Raw genomic sequence first — 22,034 nt, forward strand, 5'->3', positions numbered from 1 at the left:
CCGGTCGGGGATTGTCCGCAGGTGCGCACCGGCCCAGAATGAGGCGACGGACGGGGGTCGGCCGCCGACGGGGAGCCGTCGCGGGAACGGGGCCCCGTCGCCCCGGACGACCTCCGAAGGGACCTCGAATGCGCCGCCTGCTGAGATTCTCCGTCCACGTCGCCGTCGCCGGCGTCCTCGCCTCCCTGGCCCTGGTGTGGGGCGGACCGGCCGTGGCCCGGACGGTGCCGCAGACACTGGCAGACAGCCGGCCCGTGCAGTCCGCGCCGGTGGAGGTGGGCTTCGCCGTCGACCACCTCGGGGTGGTGTGGAAGACCCCTGCCGGTCAGGAGCACGCCGAGGGCGCCGGCGGGCCGGAGCCCCACGGGGCGGTGCGCCTGCGCACGGACGGGGTGTGGGGGGAGTGGATCCCGCTGATCGAGGACGGGGTCCGCGGCGAGGGGCAGTGGGCCAGCGGCCTGGTGCCGGCCGGGGACGCCCAGGCCTACCAGGTCCGCGGGCTGCCGGAGGGGGCGGTCGCGGCCCGGGCGACGGCGATCAACACCACCGACGGGCCGCGGGAGACGGTGGGCCGGACCCCGGGCGGGACCGCGCAGGCGCTGAACAGCAGCCAGTGCCGGTCGCGGGCCGACTGGGGCGCCGACGAGTCGCTGCGCCACGAGGCCGGCAAGGAGGTCTGGCCGGCGGAGTTCCAGGACGCCCAGGTGATGACCGTCCACCACAGCGCCACCGCCAACAACGACCAGGACCCGGCCGCGACCGTGCGGGCGATCTACCGCTACCACGCCGTCGACCAGGGCTTCGGTGACATCGGCTACCAGTACCTGGTCGACGAGTTCGGGATCGTCTACGAGGGCCGCTGGTCGGGCACGACCAGCACCTCCTGCGGGACCGCCGGCGGGACCGGGGCCGACTTCGCCCACCGGGACGGCACCGACCGGATCGTGACCGGCGCCCACGTGGCGGGGTGGAACTCGGGCAACATCGGGGTGGCCCTGATCGGGGAGTTCACCGCCCACCGCCGCTTCGGCGCGGACCCGAAGCCGGCGGCCGTGTCCTCCCTGGAGGACCTGCTCGCGGAACTGGCGGGACGCCACGGCATGGACCCACTGGCCGAGGTCACCTACCTCAACCCGGTCAGCGGCGCCCGGAGGGAGGTCGGGACCATCGGCGGGCACCGCGACTACGAGGCCACCGAGTGCCCCGGCGAACGCCTCTACGCCCAGCTGCCCACCATCCGCCTGCACGTGGCGGACAGGATGGCGGCCTCCGCCGACGACCCGCCCGGCGTGGCCCTCACCGGCCCCGCCGACGGCGCCGTCGTGAGCGGGACGGTGCCGGTCACCGCCGAGGCCACCGACGACGTGGCGGTCGCCCGGGTGGCCTTCGCCGTGGACGGCGCCACCGTGGGCACCGACACCGACGGGACCGACGGGTGGTCGGCGTCCTGGGACAGCACCACCGTCGCCGACGGCACGCACACGCTCTCGGCGACCGCCACCGACACGGCCGGCCAGACGTCCACCGACCTGAGCGGCGTCACGGTCGCCAACGACGGCGGCACGTCCCCCTCGATGCACGTGGGCGACCTCGACGGGACCGCCCAGGCGCAGAAGAACCAGTGGAGGGCCACGGTGAGGGCCACCGTCGTCGACGCGACGGGACGGCCCGTGCCCGGGGCGGAGGTGGAGGGCACCTGGGGTGCCACCGGGGCGGCGGCCTCCTGCACGACCACCGCCGACGGCACCTGTGCGGTGAGCAGCCCGCTGCTGCCCAGGACCACGGTCTCGGCGAGCTTCACCGTCAGCGCCCTGACGCACCCCGCCCTGGCCTACCGGGCGGCCGGCAACACCGATCCGGACGGGGACTCCGACGGCACCAGCATCACGGTGACCAGGGGCGGCTGAGATCGGTGCGGGCGCCGGGACCAGGGGCGCCGCACCCGGCTGTGTCCCGGAGCGCAGTGCCCGGCTGCCTCCCGGAGCTGGAGCGCGGGTACGACGAAGGCCGGTCGTCCGAATCTCTTCGGACGACCGGCCTTCGTCGTACCTGGTGGTGCGCGAGGGGGGAGTTGAACCCCCACGCCCTTTCGGGCACACGGACCTGAACCGTGCGCGTCTGCCTATTCCGCCACTCGCGCTCGTCGAACACCGTCGGTTTCCCGCGGTGAGCAACGACGACAATCCTACCCACAACCGGCCCGGAATGGCCAATCGCGGACGGGGCGTCCCGCCAGTACGCTGGGTCCACCCCGCCACCGGGGCTCAGCATCGAGCAGGGGAGCGCCCATGGAACCCGACCACCAGCACCTCGAGGAGAAGCGCAAGGAGCTGGGCCGCACGGACGAGCCGGTCGAGGACGAGCTGGTCGAGGAGTTCGAGAACACCGTCGCCGAGGGCGCCGACCGGCTCAGCCGCACGTGGCGGGCGCTGGCCATCACGGGGCTGTTCGGCGGCATCGACGTGGGGCTGGGCATCATGGCGATGCTCGCCGTGAAGGAGGCCACCGGCTCACCGCTGCTGGCGGGCATGGCCTTCGGCATCGGCCTGTTCGCCCTCCGCCTGGCCCACTCCGAGCTGTTCACCGAGGACTTCCTCATCCCGATCAACGCGGTCCTCGCCCGGCACGGCACCTGGCTCCAGCTGGTCCGCCTGTGGGCCGTGACGCTGGTCGCCAACCTGGCCGGCGGGTGGCTGTTCATGTGGGTGGTGGCCGCCGCGTTCCCGGACCTGGAGCAGACGCTCGTCGAGACCTCCCTGCAGTACATGGAGGGCGGGCTGACCCTGGAGACCGCGGCCCTGGCCGTGCTCGCCGGCAGCACCATCACCCTGACCACCCGGATGAGCCAGGGCACGGACAACGACGTCGTCACCGCGCTCATCGCCCTCATCGGCGGGCTGCTCGTGGTCGGCCTGGGCATGCTCCACGGGGCGCTGAACTCCATCGTGATCTTCGGCGCCATGCACACGGGCGCCGCGATCTCCTACACCGACTGGTTCGTGTGGTTCCTGTGGGTCATCCCGCTGAACATGGTGGGCGGGCTGGTGATCATCACCCTGCCGCGCCTGACCCGCACGCTCGAGCTGCTGAAGAAGGAGCGAGCCAAGCAGGCGCACAGGCTCGAGGAGCAGGGCCTGGCGGGCTGAGCCGTCACACGACCGCCAGGCCGGTGGTCAGGGCGAACGCGCCCCACAGCCCGGCCAGGGCGAACACCGTGACGGGGGCGAGCAGCACCAGCTCCCCGGCCGACCCGGCGTTGCCGAGCAGCGGCACCGCGAGGAAGGACCGGTTCTTGTACAGCGCCCGCGGCAGGGGCAGGGGGATCCGCAGGGGGTAGAGCAGGTGGATCCCGCGCGTGGTCAGCAGGTCCCCGGCCAGGTGCGCCACCACCCCCGTGAACACCGCGATGGGGAACCACCACTCGTGCGCCGGCGGGTACAGGCCGACGACGACGCCCAGCGCGATCCCCACGACCCAGTCGAGCTTCGCGATGCGGTCCGGCACGAACGCCAGCACCTTCACCGCGAACGCGATGAGCAGCACGGACATCACCGCGGCCAGCGGCCACACCCATCCCAGGCCGTCGATCGGCAGGCCGACCTTCTGCGCGACCGCCGCCAGCCCGGTGAACGCGGCCACGCCGAGCAGGGAGTGGGTGCCGCGCCGGTGCCCGCCCGAGAGCCGGCCGATCCCGCGGGCCAGCCACCCGGACAGCGGCGGCAGGGACCGGGCCACGGTCCCTCCGGGGTGGTCGAGGTCCGGCAGCAGCGCCGCGCCGGCGGTGACGACGGCGCCCGTGAGGACTCCCGCGTGGCCGACGTCCACGACCCCCCACCCGATCGGTATCACCAGGTCCTGCAGGCGCAGCTGGTAGTCGGCTGTCAGTGCCACCCACGCGGCCGCCCCGCAGGCCGCATGGCTCGGTCCCATCATGGAAGTGATGTCCTCCTCGGATCTCCGCTCACAGTGGGGTCCGGGCGGTCCTCACCGCCGGAAACACTATGCGACCGGCCGGACACCACGGGAGAGGCCGGCGCGGGGCGGGGCGCGCGTCGGCCGCGTCCGTGGCGCCGGCCCCCGCCGCTCCGTAGGCTGAGCGCCACGCACTCCCCGAGAAAGGACGCCGCCGTGCTCCGAGACCCCCGCACCGGCCCCCAGGGGCGTCGTGCCCCCCGCGCCGGCCACGGCCGGACCGCCGGCGCGACCGGGCGCACCGCGTGAAGGCCGTCGTCCTGTACACCACGGCCACGATGGCCGACGCGGAGTACGGGCCCGTCGTGGACGGCGTCGCCCTCGGGGGCCGCCTGGGCCCGGGCGGGTACCGCGTGGTGACCGCCAGCGACGGCCCCCAGGACCTCGTGACCACCCTCGGCGGGCTGCGCCTGCGGCCCGAGACCACCCTGGCGGAGCTGGACCCCGACGAGATCGCCCTGCTCGTCCTGCCCGGCGCGGCGACCTGGCACCGGGGCCACCAGGCGGTCCTGGGACTGGTCCAGCAGCTGCTCGAGCGGGGGACGCCGGTGGCGGCGATCGGCGCCGCGGCCCTCGGCCTCGCCCGGACCGGCCTGCTCAACGAGCGGCGGCACACCGCGGACACCCCCCAGCTGCTCGCCGGCGCACACGCGTACACGGGAGCGGACCACTGGGAGCCGGCGCGCACGGTCGAGGACGGGGACGTCATCACCGCGCCCGGCTCCGCGCCGGTCGCCTTCGCCCGCGCCGTGCTCGCCCGCCTGCACCTCCTCCCGCCGAGCGCGCTGGAGGCCTGGTACGGGCTGCACACCACGGGCGACCGCGAGTTCCGCGACCGGCTCACGGCCTTCGAGCAGCAGCGCTCGACCTGAGCCGTCCTCGAGGCGCCGCTCAGGGGGCGTGATCCGGCGGGGGGACGCGCCGCCACCCGGCGGAGTCGACCTCGACGACGGCGGGGGCCCGCCCGCCGAGGCCCCGCTCCCGCAGCGCCTGCGCCACGTCCCCGGCCGGGGCCGCGACCACGAACGTCTCGCCGCGGAACAGGTCGGCCGTGTCCTCGACCAGTCGCACCAGCTCCTCGGCGCCGTGCGCCCCCAGCCGCTCCGCCACGGGAAGGCGGGCGAGCCACGCAGGGGGCGGGACGGCGTCGTCGAGCAGGACGGCGGTGGCCGGGCACTGCAGATCGCTCACGGTGTCCTCCTTCCGGGGAGCCGGGTGCCGCGGGCTGTCCGCCGCGGGCTCAGGCCGCGACCGGTGCCCAGCCCGCGGCGAAGCCCAGGGCCAGGGAGGCGGAGAGGGACACGGTGGTCACCGCGACCGCCACCGCCAGGGTACGGGCCGGCCGGGCCCTGGCCCACGACCACCGGGCCCCCGGCAGCTCGACCCACCGGCGGGTCGCTCCCGCCAGCAGCAGGACCACGGCGATCAGCGCGACCTTGTCCCAGCCCGTCGGCTCGCGGCCGAGCACGAACGGGAGCACGAGGACCAGGGGCCAGTGCCAGAGGTAGACCGAGTAGGAGACGTCGCCGAGCCACTGCACCGGGCGGCGATCGGTGAGGGGCTCGAGGCCCGTCCGCCGCACGGTCTCGCCGCCCGCGAGGATCGCGGCCGCCGCGAGCACCGGGGCGAGGGCGCCGACCCCGGGGAACTCGACGCCGTGGTAGACGACCCCGCAGACCAGCACGGTGGTCCAGCCCAGGGCGACGACCGCGCGGGCCACGGCGGGGCGCCGGGGCACGCCCACCCCGAGGGCCACGAGCGCGCCGGCGCCGAACTCCCACACGCGGGTCCAGGTGGAGAAGTACGCCGTCTGGCTCGACAGCTCGGTCTGTGCGACGCCCAGCAGGAAGCTGGCCCCGGTGACCACCGCCACGACGGTCAGGACGCGGCGCCGCCCCCGGTCCTGGGCGCCCGCGCGCCGGGCGCGCCGGACCGCCAGGAGCAGGAGGACGGGCCACACCAGGTAGAACTGCTCCTCGACCGACAGGGACCAGAAGTGCTGGAAGGGGGTGGGGAGCCCGTCCGGCGAGAACGCGGGGAGGGTGCTGAGCGCCATGAGCCAGTTCTGCCCGTAGAGGGTGCCGCCGAGGCCCTCGAGGGCGGTGCGGGTCCAGTTCTCCCGGGGCAGCGCGAACCACACCAGGGCCGTGGCGGCGACCGAGACGAGCGCCGCGGCCGGCAGCAGGCGCCGCGCGCGACGGGCGAAGAAGCCCTTGAGGTCCAGGGTCCCGGTGCGCCGCAGCTCGCGGACCAGCTGGCCGGTGATCAGGTACCCGGACACCACGAAGAACAGGTCCACCCCCACGTACCCGCCGGACAGCAGACCGGAGGGCCAGAGGTGGTCGAGCACCACGAAGAGCACGGCGAGGGCGCGCAGGGCCTGGATGTCCTTGCGCTTGGCGGGGCCCGTCCCGGGACGGGACGGGGGGCGAACGTCGGTGGGGATCGGCGTGGTCACGACGGACGAGGCTAGCAGGGCGCTCTGTTCGCCTGCCCTTCGCCGGCCGGTGGCCCGCAGATCGACCGGGCGCAACGTGGGCCCGGGAGGGTGGCGCCGTCCCCTTCCACCCCCCTCCGGAGGAACCCCGTGCCCCAGACCCCGTCCCCGTCCCTCGGCCGCCGCCACCTGCTCGGCCTCGGCGCCGCCGCCGCCACCGCCGTCGGCGCGCTCGCCGTCCGGCCCGCGGCGGCCGCCCCCGCCCCGGCCGCCGAGGACTCCGGCCTCTCGTTCGCCGCGGACGGCACGTTCCGGGTGGTCCAGTTCAACGACACCCAGGACAACCACCGCACCGACGTCCGCACCCTCCAGCTGATGGAGCGCACCCTCGACCGGGAGAAGCCGCAGTTCGTCGTCCTCAACGGCGACGTCGTCAACGGCGACATGACCACCGCCGAGCAGGTCCGGCAGGCCTACAACAACGTGGTGCTGCCCATGGAGGAGCGGCGGATCCCGTGGGCCGTGACCTTCGGCAACCACGACGAGGACTCCGCGCCCGCCACCGGGATGACCGAGCCGAAGATCCTCGAGTTCCTCCGGAGCTACCCCCACAACCGCAACGCCGCCACCCGCGGCGTCAGCGGCCACGCCAACTCGGTGCTCACCGTGCGCAGCCCCCGCGGCCGCGGGCCCGGCCTGGCCCTGTGGCTGCTGGACTCGGGACGCTACTCCCCGGAGACCGTCGCCGGGCAGAAGATCGAGGAGTACACCTACGAGACCGTCCACGCCGATCAGGTCGCCTGGTACCGCGAGCGCTCCCTGGCCCTGGAGAAGCAGGCCGGCGCCCCGGTCCCCGGCCTGATGTTCTTCCACATCCCGCTCTGGGAGCACCGCTTCATGTGGTTCGGCTCGCCCACGGAGTGGACCGACGAGGCCCACGCGAAGGCGCTCGCCAAGCACTCGATCGAGGGCGAGCGCAACGAGCGCGAGTACACCGCCCACTTCAACCCGGGCCTGTTCCTGGCGGCCCTGGAGCGCGGTGACGTCAAGGGCATCTTCTGCGGCCACGACCACATCAACACCTACGCGGGCGACTACTTCGGCATCAGGCTCGGCTACGGCCCCGGCACCGGGTTCGCCACCTACGGCCTGGACGGCGCCGAGAAGCACCGGCTGCGCGGCGCCCGCGTGTTCGACCTCGACGAGCAGCACCCCGGCGTCCTGAAGGCCACCCGCACGGTCCTCGCCTCGGACCTGGGCATCGACCTGTCGACCAAGGCGCAGCAGCTGCCCGAGCCGAGGCCGCTGCCCGAGCCGAGGCCGCTGCCCGCCCGCTGACGGGCCCTTCCGGTCGGGCGGCGGCCCCTTCCGGTCGGGCGGCGGCTGCGGGAGACTGGGACCATGAGCGATCCCGTGGACCCGATCACCGCGGCCGCCGCCCGGGCTCGGCTGGCGGCCGACGCCCACCGCGGCGTCGAGACCGACCCCTGGATCGCGGGGCTCGCCGAGCCGGCCGGACCGCACCGGCCGGGAGTCCCGCGGCACTCCGCGGCGGACGTCCTGTCCGGGCGCGACGACGCCCACACCGTCGCCTCCGAGGGCGAGCGCCGCGCACGGGAGTGGAGCCAGGACCTCGGGAACCGCGGCGGCTGAGGCCGCACGGGCCGGGAGTCAGCCCAGGGACTTCGGCCGCCCCGGCAGCTGCTGGTCACAGCCCGGGGTGAGCCACGCCTTCACGAAGGCCCCCGACTGGTAGCGGAACTGTCGCAGGACCTCCGAGGGGCCAAAACGGTAGTCGAAGGCGAGCACGTCGAGCTCCCCGGGATAGCAGCGCTCGAGAAGCAGGCGCGCCCGCGGGACGTGCTGCCGGAAGGTGAGGGCGCTGACGTGGTCCCAGCCACGGTGCTCGGCAAGTTCCCGGAGTTTCATGGCCTCCCCCTGCGTGGTCGAGGGGTCGGGTGCGAAACAGACCACCTTGTAGCCGAGGTCCTCGGTGCAGAAGTCCTTCTCCTCCATGAACCGCAGGTCCTCGGCGGAGTGCCCGGACCGTGGGCTGGGCGTGGCCACCACCAGGACCGGGGCTGCGCCCTCGTCCATCAACCGGAACGCCTCGGCCATGCGGACCGGGTCATGGGGGCCCAGGACGAACAGGGCGTCCGACGGCGAGAGTGCGTCGACCCGGGGATGCTGCAGGACGGCCCAGCACGTGAGCAGCCACACCAGTCCCAGGACGAGCACTCCCACGGCGGCGCGGAGCCCCCATCGCGTGGCGCGGCGGCCGGACGTGCGGACGGTCATGCGGCTCTCCCCATCGGCTCGGTCCGGGCGTGCTCGGGTCCAGCCCGATTCTTCCACCCGTGGCCCGTGCAGCCCATGCCGGTGGTGACCGGCTCCGTCACGGGGTCACGGAGCCTTCCCCGGGGCGCCGAGAACTACGCTGGGACAGAATTCGCGACGTGGAGGGAGAAGGACCGCATGACGAGGACCGAGCAGGGCGTGCTGTGCAGGGTGCCGATGCGCTGGGGGGACATGGACCCGTACGGCCACGTCAACAACGTGGAGGTCGTGCGGCTGCTCGAGGAGTCCCGCATCGCCGCGCTCGGCGTCCCGGTGGGCACCGGCCACCAGGTGGAGCCCCCGCTCATCCCGTTCTTCTCAGCGCTGCCCGAGGGCACCCAGGCGCTGGTCACCGAGAACCGGATCAAGTACCTCCGGCCGCTCGAGTACCGCAACACCCCGGTCGAGGTGCGGGTGTGGGTCGTCTCGGCCCGCGGCGGGTCCGTGGCGCTGGGCTTCGAGATCACCGACGTGGTCACGCGCCGGGCGTGCGTGCGCGCCGAGACCCAGGTGGCGTTCTACGTCCCCGCCACCGGCACCGTCCTGCGCATCAGCCCCGAGCAGCAGGAGCTCCTCGCGCCGTACACCGGGGGTCCCGTGTTCCGCTGACCCGGCCGGCCCGGCATGGCCCGCCGAGCCCCCAGCGGGGCCGCATTTCCCCAGGAATCCCCGTGGGGAAATGCGGCCCCGCTGGGGGCTCGGCACAGGGAGTGACAGCAGCGTGGGGGCTCGGCACATGGGGTGCCCGCAACGTGGGGGCTCGGCGGCTGCCGCGGTCACCTGCCCCCCGGCACCGGCTGTTCAGTCCCCGGCCACGGGACGTTTCCGCGGCACTCCTACGCTCCGAGCAGACACCGTCCCCACCCGAGAGGCTCTCCCCATGTCAGCTCGTCCCCGCCGCGCGGCCGCGGTCCTGCTCGCCGCCGGCGCCGTCCTCACCCCTGCCGCCGCGCACGCGGTCCCCGGGCCCGCCTCCGACGCGCCGGGCCAGCAGCCCAGCGCCTTCTCCTTCGGCGTCATCGGCGACGTCCCCTACGGCGCCGAGGACCTCGCGCAGTTCCCCCAGGACATCGCGAGCATCAACGCCGACGACTCGCTGTCCTTCGTCACCCACGTGGGCGACATCAAGAACGGCTCCACCGAGTGCTCCGACGAGCTGTTCGCCCAGGTCCGCGCGGACTTCGAACTCTTCGACGTCCCGCTGGTCTACACCCCCGGGGACAACGAGTGGACGGACTGCCACCGGACCAACAACGGCGGCTACGACCCGCTCGAGCGCCTGGCGGCACTCCGGGAGCTCTTCTTCGCCGAGCCCGGCACCACCCTGGCGCAGGACATGAAGGTCCAGTCGCAGGCCGAGCAGGGCTATCCCGAGAACGTGCGCTTCACCGAGCGGCGGGTCCAGTTCGCGGTGCCGCACGTGGTGGGCTCCAACAACGCCGCCCAGCCCTACACCGGCGCCGAGGCCGCCACCCCGGAGCAGCTCGCCGAGGTCGAGGCCCGCACCGAGGCGTCCGTGCAGCTGATCCGCGATACCTTCGCCGACGCCCGGCGGCAGAACTCCCGCGCGGTCGTCGTGATGCTCCAGGCGGACATGTTCGACCCCACGGTCCAGGACCCGCGGCCGGAGGACTACAGCTCCTTCCGCCCGATCGTGCAGCTGCTGGCCGAGGAGTCCGCGGCCTTCGACGGCCCGGTGCACCTCTTCGACGGCGACAGCCACGTCTTCCACGAGGACCGTCCGCTGGCGCCCGGCTCCGAGTGGCTGGACTTCTACGGGGTGGCCGAGCCGGCCGCCAACCTCACCCGCGTCACGGTGGACGGCTCGGGCAACGCCGACAACTGGCTGAGGGTCACGGTCTCCCCGGACGCCGTCCGGGACGGCGAGGTGCTCAGCTGGGAGCAGGTCCCGCTGGCGGACTGATCCGCCCGGCACCGCGCCGGGCCCCGACCCCCAGCGGCCTCGTGCGCCGAGCCCCCTCTGATGCCGCATTCCCCCAGGAATCTCCATGGGGGAATGCGGCCCGGGAGGGGGCTCGACGCAGAGAGTGCTCGCAGGGAGGGGGCTCGGCGCGGGGAACGCGGCCCGGTTGGGGGCTCGGCGGAAGCAGTGCTCGGTGCAGGAGGGGACTCGGCGGGGAGGGGCCGGGCGGCTCAGGCCTCCGTGCGCGCCCGGTGCTCTGCCTGCGAGCGCCGGTACTGCGCGGCCAGCCGGACCGGGGCGTTGGGCGCCCCGAACCCGGCGTAGCCGCCGCGGCGCTCCACGACCTCGAAGAACACCGTGCCCAGGGTCCCGGTGTAGAAGTGCAGGAACTCCCCGTCGGCGTCCCGGTCGTAGAGCAGGTTGAGCTCCTGCAGGGACGCGACGAACTCGTCGTCGAGGTCGAACCGGGCGTCGAGGTCCTCGTAGTAGTTCTGCGGGACGGGCAGGAAGTCCAGCCCGCGGCGGCGCGCCCGCCGCGCCGCCGCGAACACGTCGGTGCAGTACAGGGCCACGTGCTCGGGATAGGCCGCGCCCACGAAGGAGCCCTGCTCGGCGGCCGCCGGGGCCACGTTGAGCGGCATCCGCACCGCCCCGCTGGCCGAGCGCATCACCTGGCTGCGCACCAGCCCGGACGGGCCGGGCACGTCCTGGGACGGCTGGGCCGCCAGGGCGAGCACCGAGGTGTAGAACAGCACGGCCTCGTCGTAGTGCTGCCACGGCTGGGCCATGTTGATGTGGTCCACGCCGGTGACCAGGGCCGCGTCGTGGGACTCCTCGTCCGCGCCGAACTCGCCCAGCCACGCCGGGACGCCGTCCGCGGGGCGGCCGCAGAAGAAGACCTCCGTGCCGTCCGGGGCGAACACGCCGCGCAGCACCTGCTCGCCCGGGCCCTGGGAGCGGGGGACGGGCAGGGCCGCGAGCCGGGTGGCCCGGTCGATCGCGGCGTCGGGGTCCGCGACCTCGAAGCCGAGGGCCGCGATCTCGGTGGGGGAGCCGTCCGGGACGTCGTCGTTGACGACGATCCGCACCGGGCCCTGCACCCACAGCTGCACGTTCTCCTTGGACTGGTGGTGCCCGCCCAGGGCGAAGCCCAGCTGGTGGAGCAGGCGCGTGGTCTCGCCGAGGCGGCCCGTGCGGATCTCCACGAAGTCGTAGCCGGCGGGCTCCTCCACGGCCGGCAGCGCCTGGAGGCCCAGGGTGTCGCGGACCGGCTCCCCGTCCAGGGCGCGCCGCGTCTGGTCCTCGAGCCAGCGCAGCGAGCGCAGCCCGTCCACCGCGGTGCGGTTGACGTCGGCCTGGCGGAACGCGTCGTTGAAGATCTCCAGGGACACGGGCCCGTCGTAGCCGGCGCGCACCAGGTGGGTCATGAACCCGACCATGTCGAAGTCCCCCTCGCCGGGGAACACCCGGTGGTGGCGGGACCAGGACAGCACGTCCATGCTCAGCAGCGGGGCGTCGGCGAGCTGGACGAAGAAGATCTTCTCCGCGGCGATGCCCTCGATCGGCGCCGGGTCCCAGGCGCGGGACAGGATGTGGAAGCTGTCCAGGCACGTGCCCACGCTGGGGTGGTCCGCGAGGTCCACGATCCGCTGGGCGTGCTCGAAGTCGTCGACGAACCTCCCCCACGCCAGCGCCTCGTAGGCGAGCCGCACGCCGTAGCGGGCGGCGAGCTCGCCGAGCTCGCGCAGCTGCCCGGCCACGACCTCGTCGTCGTCGATCTCCGCGGTGCCCACGTTGGAGCACACGAGCATGGTGTCCGTGCCCAGGCGGTTCATCAGCTGGAACTTGGCCTCCGCCCGCCGCAGGTTCGCGGCGAAGAGCTCCGGGCCCACCGCGTCCGCGTCGCGGAACGGCTGGTAGAGGTCCAGGCTCAGGCCCAGCTGCGCCGCGAGCTCCCGGATCTCCTCGGGGGAGGAGGGGGAGACGACGAGGTCCTGCTCGAAGACCTCGATCCCGTCGAAGCCCGCCGCCGCGGCGGCGTGCATCTTCTCCTCGAGGGTCCCGGAGAGGCAGACCGTGGCGATCGAGGTGCGCATCAGCGTCCGGCCCCCGGGACGGCCGGCTCCTCCGCGGCCTGCTGCCGCCCGGCGCCGAGGGCGCGCAGCTCGGCGGCCTCGGTGCGGCTCGTGTGCAGGTCGTCGATCTCGTCGAGGGACTTCTTCGCGGTCTCCTTGGCGGTCAGCGCCGCGCCGGCGGAGAGGAGGCACGCGAGCGTGACGAACACGGCCACGCCCAGCCAGTTGTCGCCCTCGGCGCCGGCCACGCCGGACGCGAGGACGGGGGCGAAGCCGCCGGAGACGGCGAAGCCGATCTGGGTGCCCAGGGCGAGGCCGGAGACGCGGACGCTCGTGGGGAACATCTCGGCGTAGAACGAGGGCCAGATGCTGTTGGCCATGGAGTAGAAGAACCCGGACATCAGCGCCCCGAAGAGGAAGATCAGCACCCAGTTGCCGGCGTGGACCGCGGCCAGGTAGGGGTACATCATCGCCGCCGGGCCGAGCACGCCGGCGATGAAGACCGGCTTGCGCCCGATCCGGTCGGCGAGCAGCGCCACGGCCGGGATCACGAGCAGCGCCACGCCGTTGGCCAGCACGGAGACCCACAGCATGGTGGAGCGGTCCAGGCCCACCACGGAGGTCGCGAAGGACAGGGACCACACGGTGAACACCACGTTGACGGTGTTGATCATCGCGGCGGCGGCCACGCGGGCCACGGCGGCCTTGTGGTGCTTGAGCATCTGCTTCAGCGGGGAGACGGGCTTCTCGGCCGGCAGCTCCGCACGGGCCTGCTGGAAGGCGGGCGGCTCCTCCAGGTGGCGGCGGATCAGGTAGGCCACGACGACGACCACGGCGGAGAGCCAGAACGGCACGCGCCAGCCCCAGCTGAACAGCGCCTCCTCGGGGAGGAGGGTGAAGGGGATGAACACGGCGGTGGCCAGCAGCGTGCCGAACTGGGTGCCCTGCAGCGTCCAGCTCGTGGTGAACGCGCGGCGGTGCTCCTCGGAGTGCTCGAGGGACATCGAGATGGAGCTGGCCTGCTCGCCGGAGGCCGAGAGCCCCTGGACCACGCGGCACAGCACGAGCAGAGCCGGCGCCAGGAGGCCCGCCTGGTCGTAGGTGGGCAGGCAGCCGACGGCGAAGGTGCTCGCGCCGATCATGAACAGGGTCAGCATGAGCACGAACTTGCGCCCGAACCGGTCGGCCAGCGGGCCCATGATGAGCGCGCCGAGCGGCCGGACCACGTAGGCGACGCCCACGGTGCCCATCGAGAAGAGGATGGCCACGCCCGGGGAGGTCTCGGCGGGGAAGAAGAGGTGGTTGAGCACCAGGGCGGCGGCGGTGCCGTACACGGCGAAGTCGTAGTACTCGAGGGCGGAGCCGATCCAGCTGGCCAGCGCCGCCTTGCGGGGCGTCTTGGCCGCCGGGGGCGGGCCCGTGGTCGCGGCGGTCGTCGCGGCTGCACTCATGGGAGGTCCTTCGGTCGGGTCCACAACACGCCATAACTCTCATATTGTGGAAATTGCTTCTATCTTGTGATTATGATCGCTGTGAGCTGGTCCACTGTCAACCGCTGCGCGAACGGAGAGCCACCATGAGAACCCCCAGCAGAGCCCCCTCCCGGGCCCGGACGGACCCGCGGTGAGGGCCGCCGAGGCCGGGACCCCGCCCCCCGACGCGTCCGGCGGGTCCCGCAAGGACATGGTCGGCAAGGCCCTGCACCTGGTGGAGCTGCTCGGGGAGCACCCCGAGGGCCTCACCGCCGCGGAGGCCACCAAGGCCTGCGGCTACCCCTTCAGCACCACCTACCGGCTGCTCAACGCGCTCGTGCGGGACGGGTTCGCCGAGCTGCAGGGGGACAAGCACTACGTCCTGGGCCTGAAGATCTTCCACGCCGCCCACAGCGTGGCCCAGCGCCTGGGCATCACCGGGACGGTCTCGCCCCTGCTCCGGCGGATGGTCGAGCGCACCGGGGAGTCCTGCCTGTACGCCGTGCTGGACGGGGACCGGTTCCACACCCTCGCCAAGGAGGACGGCCCGGACTTCCGCGTCACCTCCGACCCCGGCTACCGCGGCCCGCTGCACTCCTCGGCACTCGGGCTGTGCCTGCTGGCGTTCGCGCCCGACGACGTGCGCGAGGGGCTGATCGAGAGCATCGAGCTGATCCCGCTCACCCGGCGGACCCTCACCGACCGCGACGAGCTGCGCCGGCGCGTGGAGCAGATCCGGGCGCAGGGCTACGCCACGCAGGACCAGGAGCACGACGTGGGGATGGTCGCCGTCGCGGTGCCGGTCCTGCGCCCGGGCGGGGCGTGCGCCGGCTCGCTGGCGCTGTCCGCTCCGGTCTTCCGGCGCCGGGTCGAGGACCTCGTGGAGATGGTCCCGCTGCTGCAGGAGGCCGCCCGCGAGCTGGGGGCCCGGCTGGCCGGCTGAGCCCGGCTCAGTATCCCTTCCAGCCCTGCTGCTGGTAGCCCATCACGACGGGCTCCAGCAGGGTCGAGACCTCGACGTCCCGCGGCCCCCGGTCGGGTGGGAACACGGCGGCCGCGACCAGGACCTCCTCGGACAGGAACCGGGTGGCGGGGGCGTCCTCGGCCAGCCCGAGCGGGGGGCCGCCCCCGTCGTCGTCCGCGGTGCCGTCGGCGGTGGCGAGGAAGAAGCCCCAGTTGCCGAAGCTCGGCACGTCCACGTTGTACGGGGTCGCGCCGAAGCCCGCGGCCTCGACGGTCTCCCCGATGCACCAGTAGGCCTCCGGGGCGAAGTAGGGGGAGCCGGACTGGACCACCAGCCGCCCGCCGGGCGCGAGCGCCCGCCCGACCAGCCCGTACATCTCCTGGGAGTACAGCTTCGCGGTGGCCTCCGAGTCGGGGTCGGGCAGGTCCGCGACCACGACGTCGAAGCCGCCCGACGGCGCCCGCTCCCGCAGCCAGCTGAACGCGTCCGCGTTGACCACCTCGACCCGCGGGTCCTCGAGCGACCGGCCGTTGAGCGCCGTGAGCCGGGGCTCGGTGCGGGCCAGCTCGGTCACCGCGGGGTCCAGGTCCACGAGGGTGAGGGCCTCGACGTCGGCGTAGCGCAGGATCTCCCGGGCGGCCAGCCCGTCCCCGCCGCCGAGGACCAGCACCCGGGCGCGGGGCCCGTCCATGGCCGGGTGCACGAGCGCCTCGTGGTAGCGGTGCTCGTCCGCCGAGGAGAACTGCAGGTTGCCGTTGAGGTACAGCCGCTCGTCGTCGTAGGAGATCGCGCTGGTCATCACGATGTCCTGGTACTCGCTGCGCTGCTGCAGGACGATCGGCTGGGCGTAGAGCTGCTGGCGGGCGGAGACCTCGAAGCGCCCCGAGCCCCAGAAGGCGCCCGCGAGCACGAGCAGGATCGCCACGAGGGCGGCGGCCAGGGCGGCCAGGGACCGGCGGGAGAGCGTGCTGCGGAACAGCCAGACCGTCACGGCCACCCCCACCAGCGCGTTGACCGCGCCCACGGCGAGCGCCCCGCGCAGCAGCCCGAGGGCCGGCAGGAGCAGGAACGGGAACGCGAGCCCGCCCAGCAGCGCGCCCACGTAGTCCGCGGCGAACATGTCCGCCACGGCGTCCGGGGCGGACTGCCGGCGGATCTGCTGGAGCAGGTTCATCAGCAGGGGGATCTCGGCGCCGATCAGGGCGCCCAGGGCGAAGGCCACGCCGACCGTGGCCGCCTGGTAGATCCGCAGCCAGGCGAAGCACGCGTAGAGCAGCAGCACCGACAGCCCGCCGAGCAGGGACAGCAGCGCCTCGACCGCGGCGAAGGACAGGGCGGGCCACCGGTTCAGCCGCTTCGAGGCCAGGGCGCCGATGCCCATGGCGAAGACCATGACGGAGAGGACGATCGAGGCCTGGACCACGGTGTTGCCCAGCAGGTAGGCGCCCAGCGCCACGAGCGCCAGCTCGTAGACCATCCCGCACGCGGCGCAGACGAACACGCCCAGCAGCACGAGGAACCGCGCGAGGCTGGGGCCCACCGGCAGGTGCAGCCCGGGGAGGGCGGGGGTCTCGGCGGCGGCGGCGTCGAGGGGGACGGCCACCGTCAGGAGATCGCGGCGGCGACCACGAGCCCCACGGACACGTGGGCGGTCGCCGTCACCCACACGGCCGGGTGCAGCTTCTCGTCGGTCACCAGCTCGCCCAGGCGGCCGGGGGTGAAGGCGTCGACGACGAGGAAGGACACGGCCATCAGCGCCAGCCCCACCAGCCCGTAGAGGGCGGTCGAGACCAGTCCCGCCACCAGCCCCTCCTCGCTCGCGAGGATGGCCTGCCGGACCACGACCGCCATGGCCAGCACGGAGGAGGACAGCACCACCACGGACCCGTGGTTGCGGTCCGTCCAGATCAGGGAGTGCAGCTTCCCGGGGGTCAGCAGGTCGACCACCAGGTAGCCCAGGGCCATGAGGACCAGCCCCACCAGGCCGTAGGCGGCGGCCGCGCCCACCTCGTACATCACAGTGTCCATGCTCGTCGTCTCCGTCGTTCCATAGGGCGTTCCTCAGGCAGTTCCACAGGGCGTTCGGTCAGTCGTTCGGTCAGGCGTTCGGTCGGTCGTCCGGTCAGGCGTTCCGTGCGGCGTCCCGCCGGGCGCCGCCGTGGGGCGTGCCGGTCGGTGCTCGGGGCGGGGCGGGGCGTCACTTGCCGGAGCCGTAGGACCCGCCGCGGTAGTCGGTGCCGCTGCTGCGGGACCCCCCGCCCAGGAAGATCCAGCCGAACCCGCCGCCGGAGCGCCCGCACGCCGAGTCGACCTGGCTCTGGGTGGGGTTCGCGGCGTGCTTGGCGTAGTAGTCCGCCCGGTACGCCTCCCGGCACTGGGCCCGCCCGCCGCCGCCGCAGGCGGCGAACAGCGCCAGGACCAGGACGATCCCCACGGCTCCGACGAGGATCCGCCGCCCCCACCGCTTGCGGGGGGCGGAGGGCCCGCCCGGCCCCCGGCCGGGACCGCCGGGGCCGGGGGTGCGGCCGTGGTCCGCGCTCACCGCTCCACCGGGGAGCCGGGGCGCGGGAGGAGCCGGAGCGCGGAGCGCGAGTGCACGATCCGCCGCGCCTGCGGGTAGACGTGCCAGCTGCGCCACAGCAGGCCGCCGGCGCCGTCCTCCCACGCGCACAGCCCGGTGAGGGCGGACGGGTCTCCCGCGAAGCGCACCACCAGGGCGTGGGGCGCGCTGCGGCACGTGCCGAGCAGGCGCTCCACCTGCCGGCGCAGCCCGCGCCCGGAGTGGCCGGTGACCGTGCAGCCGGTCTCGTAGTCCGCCGCGAAGGGGACGGGCGCGGCCCGCCGCAGCGCGGTGGGCAGGAAGGGGTCGTGGCCGGGGCGGCAGGCGAGGGTCTCGACCCACTCGTGGCCGTCCCGCTCGAGCACCACCTGGTGGGAGGCGCCGAGGACGCGCAGCTCGAGGGTCGTGCCGAGCAGCCCGGCCGGCTCCGCGCGCCGCACCGCGAGGGCCGGCAGGCGGGGCGCGTCGGTGGAGAAGCTGAGGTCGTCGGGGGAGGCGTCCGCGAACGGGGCGTCGGCCAGGAGGACCGGGTCGAGGGGACCGGGCAGGGCCGGAGCGAGGGCCTGGGGAAGTGTCTCGGTGGCGCTCATGCGGGCCGGGTCCCCGCGGTGACCTCCACCTCGGAGCGGTGCACGGGCACGCCGGCGGACGCCTCCCAGGCGCCGCCCTGGAACCGCTCGAAGGACATCAGCGTGCCGTCCTCGGCCACGTAGTCGACGTAGTCGCACGTGCCGTGCTCGGGCAGGCCGGGGACGTTGACGGCGCGGAAGCGGGCGGTGCCCCGCTCCTCCCGCCGGTAGCGGCGGCCGTTCACGTCCAGGGTGCGGGGGCCGGGCTCCACCCCGGGCACCTCCACGGCCGACCACAGCGTCAGCTCCGGCTCGGGGGTGTACTCGACGCCCAGGTACCGCTCGGGAGAGCCCGCCATGCGCAGCTCCTGCCAGTGGTACCCGTCCTCGCTCAGCATGATCTCGCCCTCGTAGACCATCCGCTCCCCGCGGATCGTCACCACGTCGCCCAGGGCGATCGTCTCGAGCGACGGCCGCCGCCCCGGTCGCACCGGGTTGCCGGGCCCGAACGGGCGCTCGCCGTGTCCATCCATGTCCGCTCCCTGCGTCGTGCGGCAGGCCGGAGGGGCCCAGCGCTTCACGATCGAAAATACGTTGGGCGGGGGCGGCGCCGCAACAGGCGCGCCGCTGTCCGCCCGCGGGGCCTCACAGGCCTGACCAGGTCCGACGCCCCGGGATCACGGTACCGGGTGCCCGCGGGCGGCGTTGAGCAGGGCGTACCACTCCTCGTGGCCGAGCCGGGGGGCGAGGGCCTCCGCCGCGGCGCAGGCGGCGATCCGCTGCGGGTCGGTCGTCCCGACGACGGGCCGGATCCCGCCGGGGTGCCGCATCAGCCACGCGAGGACCACGGCCTCGCCGGCGACCCCGTGGGCCCTGGCGATCCCGTGCACCACCTCCGCCGTGGCGGCCGCGTGCTGGTCCTCCGGCGGGACGGGCGCACCGGTGTAGAGGCCGCGGGCCAGGGCGCCCCACGCCTGGACCTCCACGCCGTTGGCCGTGCAGTACTCGAGGGTGCCCTCCGGGAAGGGGTGCCCGGCGGCCTCCGTCTGGTTGACGAGGATCTGCTGCTCCACGAAGCCGCGGTGGCGCAGGCTCAGCTCCAGCTGCAGGGCGGTGACGGGCGTGGCGAGCAGCTGCTGGTAGAGGCACACCTGGCGCAGGGACATGTTCGACAGGCCCACCGAGCGGATGAGCCCCTCCCGGCGCAGCTCGTCGAGGGTCGCGGCGACCTCCTGCGGGTCGGCCAGCGGGTCCGGGCGGTGCAGCATGAACCGCTCCACCGAGTCCACCCCCAGCCGCCGCAGCGAGCCCTCGAGGCCGCGCCGGATCGTGTCCCGGTCCAGCCGGTAGTGGACCGGGGCGCCCCGGTCGGCGGTGTTGCCGGGCAGGCGCACCCCCACCTTGGTCTGGATGGTGATCCCCCGGCCCAGCTCCGGGTCCTCCGCGAGGAGCCGGCCGAAGACCTCCTCGGACTTGCCGTGGGTGTAGATGTCGGCGTGGTCGAAGTCCGTGATCCCGGCCGCGCGGGCGGCCTGCACGGCCGTCCGCGCGCTGTCCACGGTCCGGGCGTCGAGCGGTTCGTCGTCCCACTCCCCGCCGAGGGTCATGCAGCCGTAGATGAGTCGTGAGCTCACGGGCGGTCCTCGCCCTCGTGCACGCCGGCGTCCCGGGCGGGGCCCTCCTGCTCCAGGCGCTGCTGCTCCGCGGCCCAGCGCAGCCGGGCGGCGGCCGCGTAGGCCGCGCCCGACTCCTTCAGCCGACCCGCGTGCTCGTACAGCCGGCCCAGGGCGGTGAAGCACTCCGCCTGGTCCGCGCTCGTGCCCTCCGTCTCCTGGTAGAAGTCGAGGGCCCGGTTGTAGGCGGTCATCGCCTGGGAGGGGCGGTCGCTCAGCTCGTAGACCCGGGCCAGGTTGACGTGGCACTGCGCCTGGTCCTGCGGCTCGTGGGGCGTGTCGAGGTACTGGCCCAGGGCGTCGAGCAGGTGCTCCTCGGCGTCGCGCGGGCGGTCCAGCTCGAGCAGGAGGCTGCCCAGGATGAGGTGGGTCCGGGCCCGGTGCCGCCCGCTGCCGGAGATCCGGCCGAACAGGTCCAGGGCCTTCTCGTAGGCCGTCACCGCGCGGCCGGGGCGGTTCATGCCCAGGTAGAGGTGGCCCAGGTTGTAGTGGCAGGCGGCCTGCTCCTGCAGCGCGTCGCCCTCCTCCTCGAAGAGCACGATGGCCTGCTGGTAGGCGGTCTCGGCCTCGTCGAGCCGCCCTCGGTCCTCGGCGTCGAGGGCCCGGGTGAAGAAACCGTGCCCGTCCTGGGAGTAGCTCATGCGGGTGCCTTTCTCTGCCGGGTCCTCCGGCCCGTCGGCGGGGTACAGGTCTACGCGGGGGGCGAGTTCCGCAGGCGCGGGTCGCGGCGGCCGAGGGCGAACCACAGGGCAGAGCCGACCACCGGGAACGCCAGGATCACCAGCAGCCACAGCAGGCGCAGCACCGGGTCCTGGCCGCCGGTGCGGAGCAGGGACACGGTCGCGGCCACCAGCAGGACGACGACCGCCGCCCCGACGGCCGCGGCCACGTTCTCCCACGCCCCGGGGACCAGCGGGTTGACCCCGGCGGTCAGGAGGGCGGTTCCAGTGGTCATGCCTCGATCCTCGCACCGCCGGGGCAGGGGGACAAGGGTGCGGCGCGCCGTCGGTCCGCCGTGTCCGCCGGACGGAGGGGCTGCGGAATCGATCACCCTGCTGATAAAATTCGCGGCACCACAGTCCACCTGAGGAGAGCCAACGATGTCCACCTCCGACGAGCGCCCGTTCGACCAGGAATCCTCCGCCGGGGCCAAGGGCCGACGGGCGGAGGACGACTCCGGCGTGGAGCGCCACGCCCCCAGCTCGGCCACCGAGCTCTGGGACCACAACGCCTACGGCCGTGAGGACGGCGACGTCGGCGGGGCCGCGACGACCGGCGTCACCGACACCCGGGACCCGCGCGGCGGGGCCCCCGCCTACAACATCGACGCCGGGGACGACGACGCCGTCCGTCACGGCGACGACGCCGGGAGCGACGACTCGTCGAACGTGCGCGCGACGGGCGAGTCCCTGACCGGCGCCGACGCCACGGCCGGCGACGCCCACGAGAGCGTCGGCGCCGGGACCGGCACCCTCAGGGGTGCAGGAGCGGCGTCCGCGGGGGGCGCCGGTGCCCGCGGCGCCGGGCGGGAGGAGGCCTTCGACCAGGAGGTCCACGGGCGCCACGCCGCCGCGGACCGGGTCGACGGGCCGTCCGCCGGCCGGCCGGCGGACGACCTCGGCCGGACCGGTCGCCGCTCCATGGAGGGTGGGGAGGACGCCTCGGTCGTCCGTCACGAGGAGCGCCTGGACGTCGGCACCGAGCGGGTCGAGACCGGCCGGGCCCGGCTGCGCAAGTACGTGGTCGAGGAGCCGGTGCGCGCCGAGCAGACCCTGGCCTCCGAGGACGTCGAGGAGGTCCGCACGCCCATCACGGAGGAGGAGCGGCAGGCCTTCCTCGCGGGACGGGACCTGCCCGTGGGCGACGACGAGGTGATCCTCTACCGCGAGGTGCCCGTGGTGGAGACCGTGCGCGTGCCCTACGAGCGCGTGCGCCTCGTCGTGCGCCGCACCGAGCGCACCGAGGTGGTCGAGGAGACCGTGCGCAAGGAGGACGTCGCGCTCGAGGAGGAGTGAGCCGCTCCGGCGCCGCCCGGACCCCCGCCGGCCCGC

General features: G+C 74.2%; 23 protein-coding genes and 1 tRNA gene. 9 read left to right on the forward strand and 15 right to left on the reverse strand.

The window, feature by feature from the left end; translation table 11 throughout:
• Window positions 1-128: 128 nt before the first annotated feature.
• Window positions 129-1,907 carry an Ig-like domain-containing protein gene (locus IEW07_RS14345; RefSeq protein ID WP_188538407.1) on the forward strand — a complete coding sequence of 593 codons (1,779 nt, stop codon included), beginning with the start codon at window positions 129-131 and terminating at the stop codon, window positions 1,905-1,907.
• Window positions 1,908-2,053: 146 nt separating this feature from the next.
• Here the strand turns inward: IEW07_RS14345 and IEW07_RS14350 are convergent.
• Window positions 2,054-2,140 (reverse strand) — tRNA-Leu (locus IEW07_RS14350).
• 148 nt (window positions 2,141-2,288) lie between these two features.
• On the opposite strand from IEW07_RS14350, the gene IEW07_RS14355 reads away from it, so the two are divergent.
• Window positions 2,289-3,146 (forward strand): formate/nitrite transporter family protein, encoded by an 858-nt coding sequence (locus IEW07_RS14355; protein WP_188538409.1) that lies wholly within the window; start codon window positions 2,289-2,291, stop codon window positions 3,144-3,146.
• A 4-nt stretch (window positions 3,147-3,150) separates the two neighbouring features.
• Here the strand turns inward: IEW07_RS14355 and IEW07_RS14360 are convergent, their stop codons facing one another.
• Window positions 3,151-3,933 carry a metal-dependent hydrolase gene (locus IEW07_RS14360; RefSeq protein WP_188538411.1) on the reverse strand — a complete coding sequence of 261 codons (783 nt, stop codon included), beginning with the start codon at window positions 3,931-3,933 and terminating at the stop codon, window positions 3,151-3,153.
• Window positions 3,934-4,217: 284 nt separating this feature from the next.
• Between IEW07_RS14360 and IEW07_RS14365 the strand changes: the two genes are divergently transcribed.
• The gene (locus IEW07_RS14365; protein WP_229741871.1) at window positions 4,218-4,844 is read left to right on the forward strand and encodes a DJ-1/PfpI family protein; all 627 of its coding nucleotides are present in this window, start codon (window positions 4,218-4,220) and stop codon (window positions 4,842-4,844) included.
• 19 nt (window positions 4,845-4,863) lie between these two features.
• On the opposite strand, the gene IEW07_RS14370 is transcribed toward IEW07_RS14365, so the two are convergent.
• Window positions 4,864-5,163, reverse strand: coding sequence for a hypothetical protein (locus IEW07_RS14370; protein ID WP_188538413.1), 300 nt, complete (start codon window positions 5,161-5,163; stop codon window positions 4,864-4,866).
• Between the two features lie 49 nt (window positions 5,164-5,212).
• Window positions 5,213-6,430, reverse strand: a complete 1,218-nt coding sequence (locus IEW07_RS14375; protein ID WP_188538415.1) for an acyltransferase family protein — start codon at window positions 6,428-6,430, stop codon at window positions 5,213-5,215.
• Window positions 6,431-6,559: 129 nt separating this feature from the next.
• On the opposite strand from IEW07_RS14375, the gene IEW07_RS14380 reads away from it, so the two are divergent.
• Together IEW07_RS14380 and IEW07_RS14385 are read left to right on the forward strand one after the other, a co-directional pair.
• On the forward strand, window positions 6,560-7,747 hold the full coding sequence (locus IEW07_RS14380; RefSeq protein WP_188538417.1) for a metallophosphoesterase family protein: 1,188 nt from the start codon (window positions 6,560-6,562) through the stop codon (window positions 7,745-7,747).
• 63 nt (window positions 7,748-7,810) lie between these two features.
• Window positions 7,811-8,062 (forward strand): hypothetical protein, encoded by a 252-nt coding sequence (locus IEW07_RS14385; protein WP_188538419.1) that lies wholly within the window; start codon window positions 7,811-7,813, stop codon window positions 8,060-8,062.
• An 18-nt stretch (window positions 8,063-8,080) separates the two neighbouring features.
• Here IEW07_RS14385 and IEW07_RS14390 read toward each other — a convergent pair whose 3' ends face one another.
• Window positions 8,081-8,707 (reverse strand): YdcF family protein, encoded by a 627-nt coding sequence (locus IEW07_RS14390; RefSeq protein ID WP_188538421.1) that lies wholly within the window; start codon window positions 8,705-8,707, stop codon window positions 8,081-8,083.
• A 177-nt stretch (window positions 8,708-8,884) separates the two neighbouring features.
• On the opposite strand from IEW07_RS14390, the gene IEW07_RS14395 reads away from it, so the two are divergent.
• Both IEW07_RS14395 and IEW07_RS14400 read left to right on the forward strand, forming a co-directional pair.
• A complete protein-coding gene (locus IEW07_RS14395; RefSeq protein WP_188538423.1) occupies window positions 8,885-9,355 on the forward strand; it encodes an acyl-CoA thioesterase in 471 nt (156 codons plus the stop codon).
• Window positions 9,356-9,626: 271 nt separating this feature from the next.
• Complete coding sequence (locus IEW07_RS14400) at window positions 9,627-10,670, forward strand: metallophosphoesterase family protein (RefSeq protein WP_188538425.1); 1,044 nt, start codon at window positions 9,627-9,629, stop codon at window positions 10,668-10,670.
• 230 nt (window positions 10,671-10,900) lie between these two features.
• Here the strand turns inward: IEW07_RS14400 and IEW07_RS14405 are convergent, their stop codons facing one another.
• Window positions 10,901-12,766 carry a bifunctional sugar phosphate isomerase/epimerase/4-hydroxyphenylpyruvate dioxygenase family protein gene (locus IEW07_RS14405; protein WP_188538427.1) on the reverse strand — a complete coding sequence of 622 codons (1,866 nt, stop codon included), beginning with the start codon at window positions 12,764-12,766 and terminating at the stop codon, window positions 10,901-10,903.
• Window positions 12,766-14,196, reverse strand: a complete 1,431-nt coding sequence (locus tag IEW07_RS14410; RefSeq protein WP_188538429.1) for an MFS transporter — start codon at window positions 14,194-14,196, stop codon at window positions 12,766-12,768. Before IEW07_RS14410 ends, IEW07_RS14405 begins: the two co-directional genes overlap by 1 nt.
• A gap of 172 nt (window positions 14,197-14,368) precedes the next feature.
• On the opposite strand from IEW07_RS14410, the gene IEW07_RS14415 reads away from it, so the two are divergent.
• A complete protein-coding gene (locus IEW07_RS14415; protein WP_229741872.1) occupies window positions 14,369-15,160 on the forward strand; it encodes an IclR family transcriptional regulator in 792 nt (263 codons plus the stop codon).
• A 7-nt stretch (window positions 15,161-15,167) separates the two neighbouring features.
• On the opposite strand, the gene IEW07_RS14420 is transcribed toward IEW07_RS14415, so the two are convergent.
• From IEW07_RS14420 to IEW07_RS14455, 8 genes are all read right to left on the reverse strand, one after another.
• Window positions 15,168-16,784 carry a polyamine aminopropyltransferase gene (locus IEW07_RS14420; RefSeq protein ID WP_229741873.1) on the reverse strand — a complete coding sequence of 539 codons (1,617 nt, stop codon included), beginning with the start codon at window positions 16,782-16,784 and terminating at the stop codon, window positions 15,168-15,170.
• A 2-nt stretch (window positions 16,785-16,786) separates the two neighbouring features.
• Entirely contained in the window at window positions 16,787-17,209 is a 423-nt protein-coding gene (locus IEW07_RS14425; RefSeq protein ID WP_188538431.1) for a DUF350 domain-containing protein, read from the reverse strand.
• 169 nt (window positions 17,210-17,378) lie between these two features.
• A complete protein-coding gene (locus IEW07_RS14430) occupies window positions 17,379-17,723 on the reverse strand; it encodes a hypothetical protein (RefSeq protein WP_188538433.1) in 345 nt (114 codons plus the stop codon).
• Entirely contained in the window at window positions 17,720-18,331 is a 612-nt protein-coding gene (locus IEW07_RS14435; RefSeq protein WP_188538435.1) for a DUF2617 family protein, read from the reverse strand. Before IEW07_RS14435 ends, IEW07_RS14430 begins: the two co-directional genes overlap by 4 nt.
• Window positions 18,328-18,843 carry a DUF4178 domain-containing protein gene (locus tag IEW07_RS14440; protein ID WP_188538436.1) on the reverse strand — a complete coding sequence of 172 codons (516 nt, stop codon included), beginning with the start codon at window positions 18,841-18,843 and terminating at the stop codon, window positions 18,328-18,330. Before IEW07_RS14440 ends, IEW07_RS14435 begins: the two co-directional genes overlap by 4 nt.
• 144 nt (window positions 18,844-18,987) lie before the next feature.
• A complete protein-coding gene (locus IEW07_RS14445) occupies window positions 18,988-19,944 on the reverse strand; it encodes an aldo/keto reductase (RefSeq protein ID WP_229741874.1) in 957 nt (318 codons plus the stop codon).
• On the reverse strand, window positions 19,941-20,624 hold the full coding sequence (locus IEW07_RS14450) for a tetratricopeptide repeat protein (protein ID WP_188538437.1): 684 nt from the start codon (window positions 20,622-20,624) through the stop codon (window positions 19,941-19,943). Before IEW07_RS14450 ends, IEW07_RS14445 begins: the two co-directional genes overlap by 4 nt.
• 50 nt (window positions 20,625-20,674) lie before the next feature.
• A complete protein-coding gene (locus tag IEW07_RS14455; protein ID WP_188538439.1) occupies window positions 20,675-20,938 on the reverse strand; it encodes a PLDc N-terminal domain-containing protein in 264 nt (87 codons plus the stop codon).
• A 145-nt stretch (window positions 20,939-21,083) separates the two neighbouring features.
• On the opposite strand from IEW07_RS14455, the gene IEW07_RS21085 reads away from it, so the two are divergent.
• On the forward strand, window positions 21,084-21,998 hold the full coding sequence (locus IEW07_RS21085; RefSeq protein ID WP_229741875.1) for a YsnF/AvaK domain-containing protein: 915 nt from the start codon (window positions 21,084-21,086) through the stop codon (window positions 21,996-21,998).
• Window positions 21,999-22,034: the final 36 nt, after the last annotated feature.

The sequence above is a fragment of the Kocuria dechangensis genome, assembly GCF_014636775.1.
GTDB classification, from domain to species: Bacteria; Actinomycetota; Actinomycetes; order Actinomycetales; family Micrococcaceae; genus Kocuria; species Kocuria dechangensis.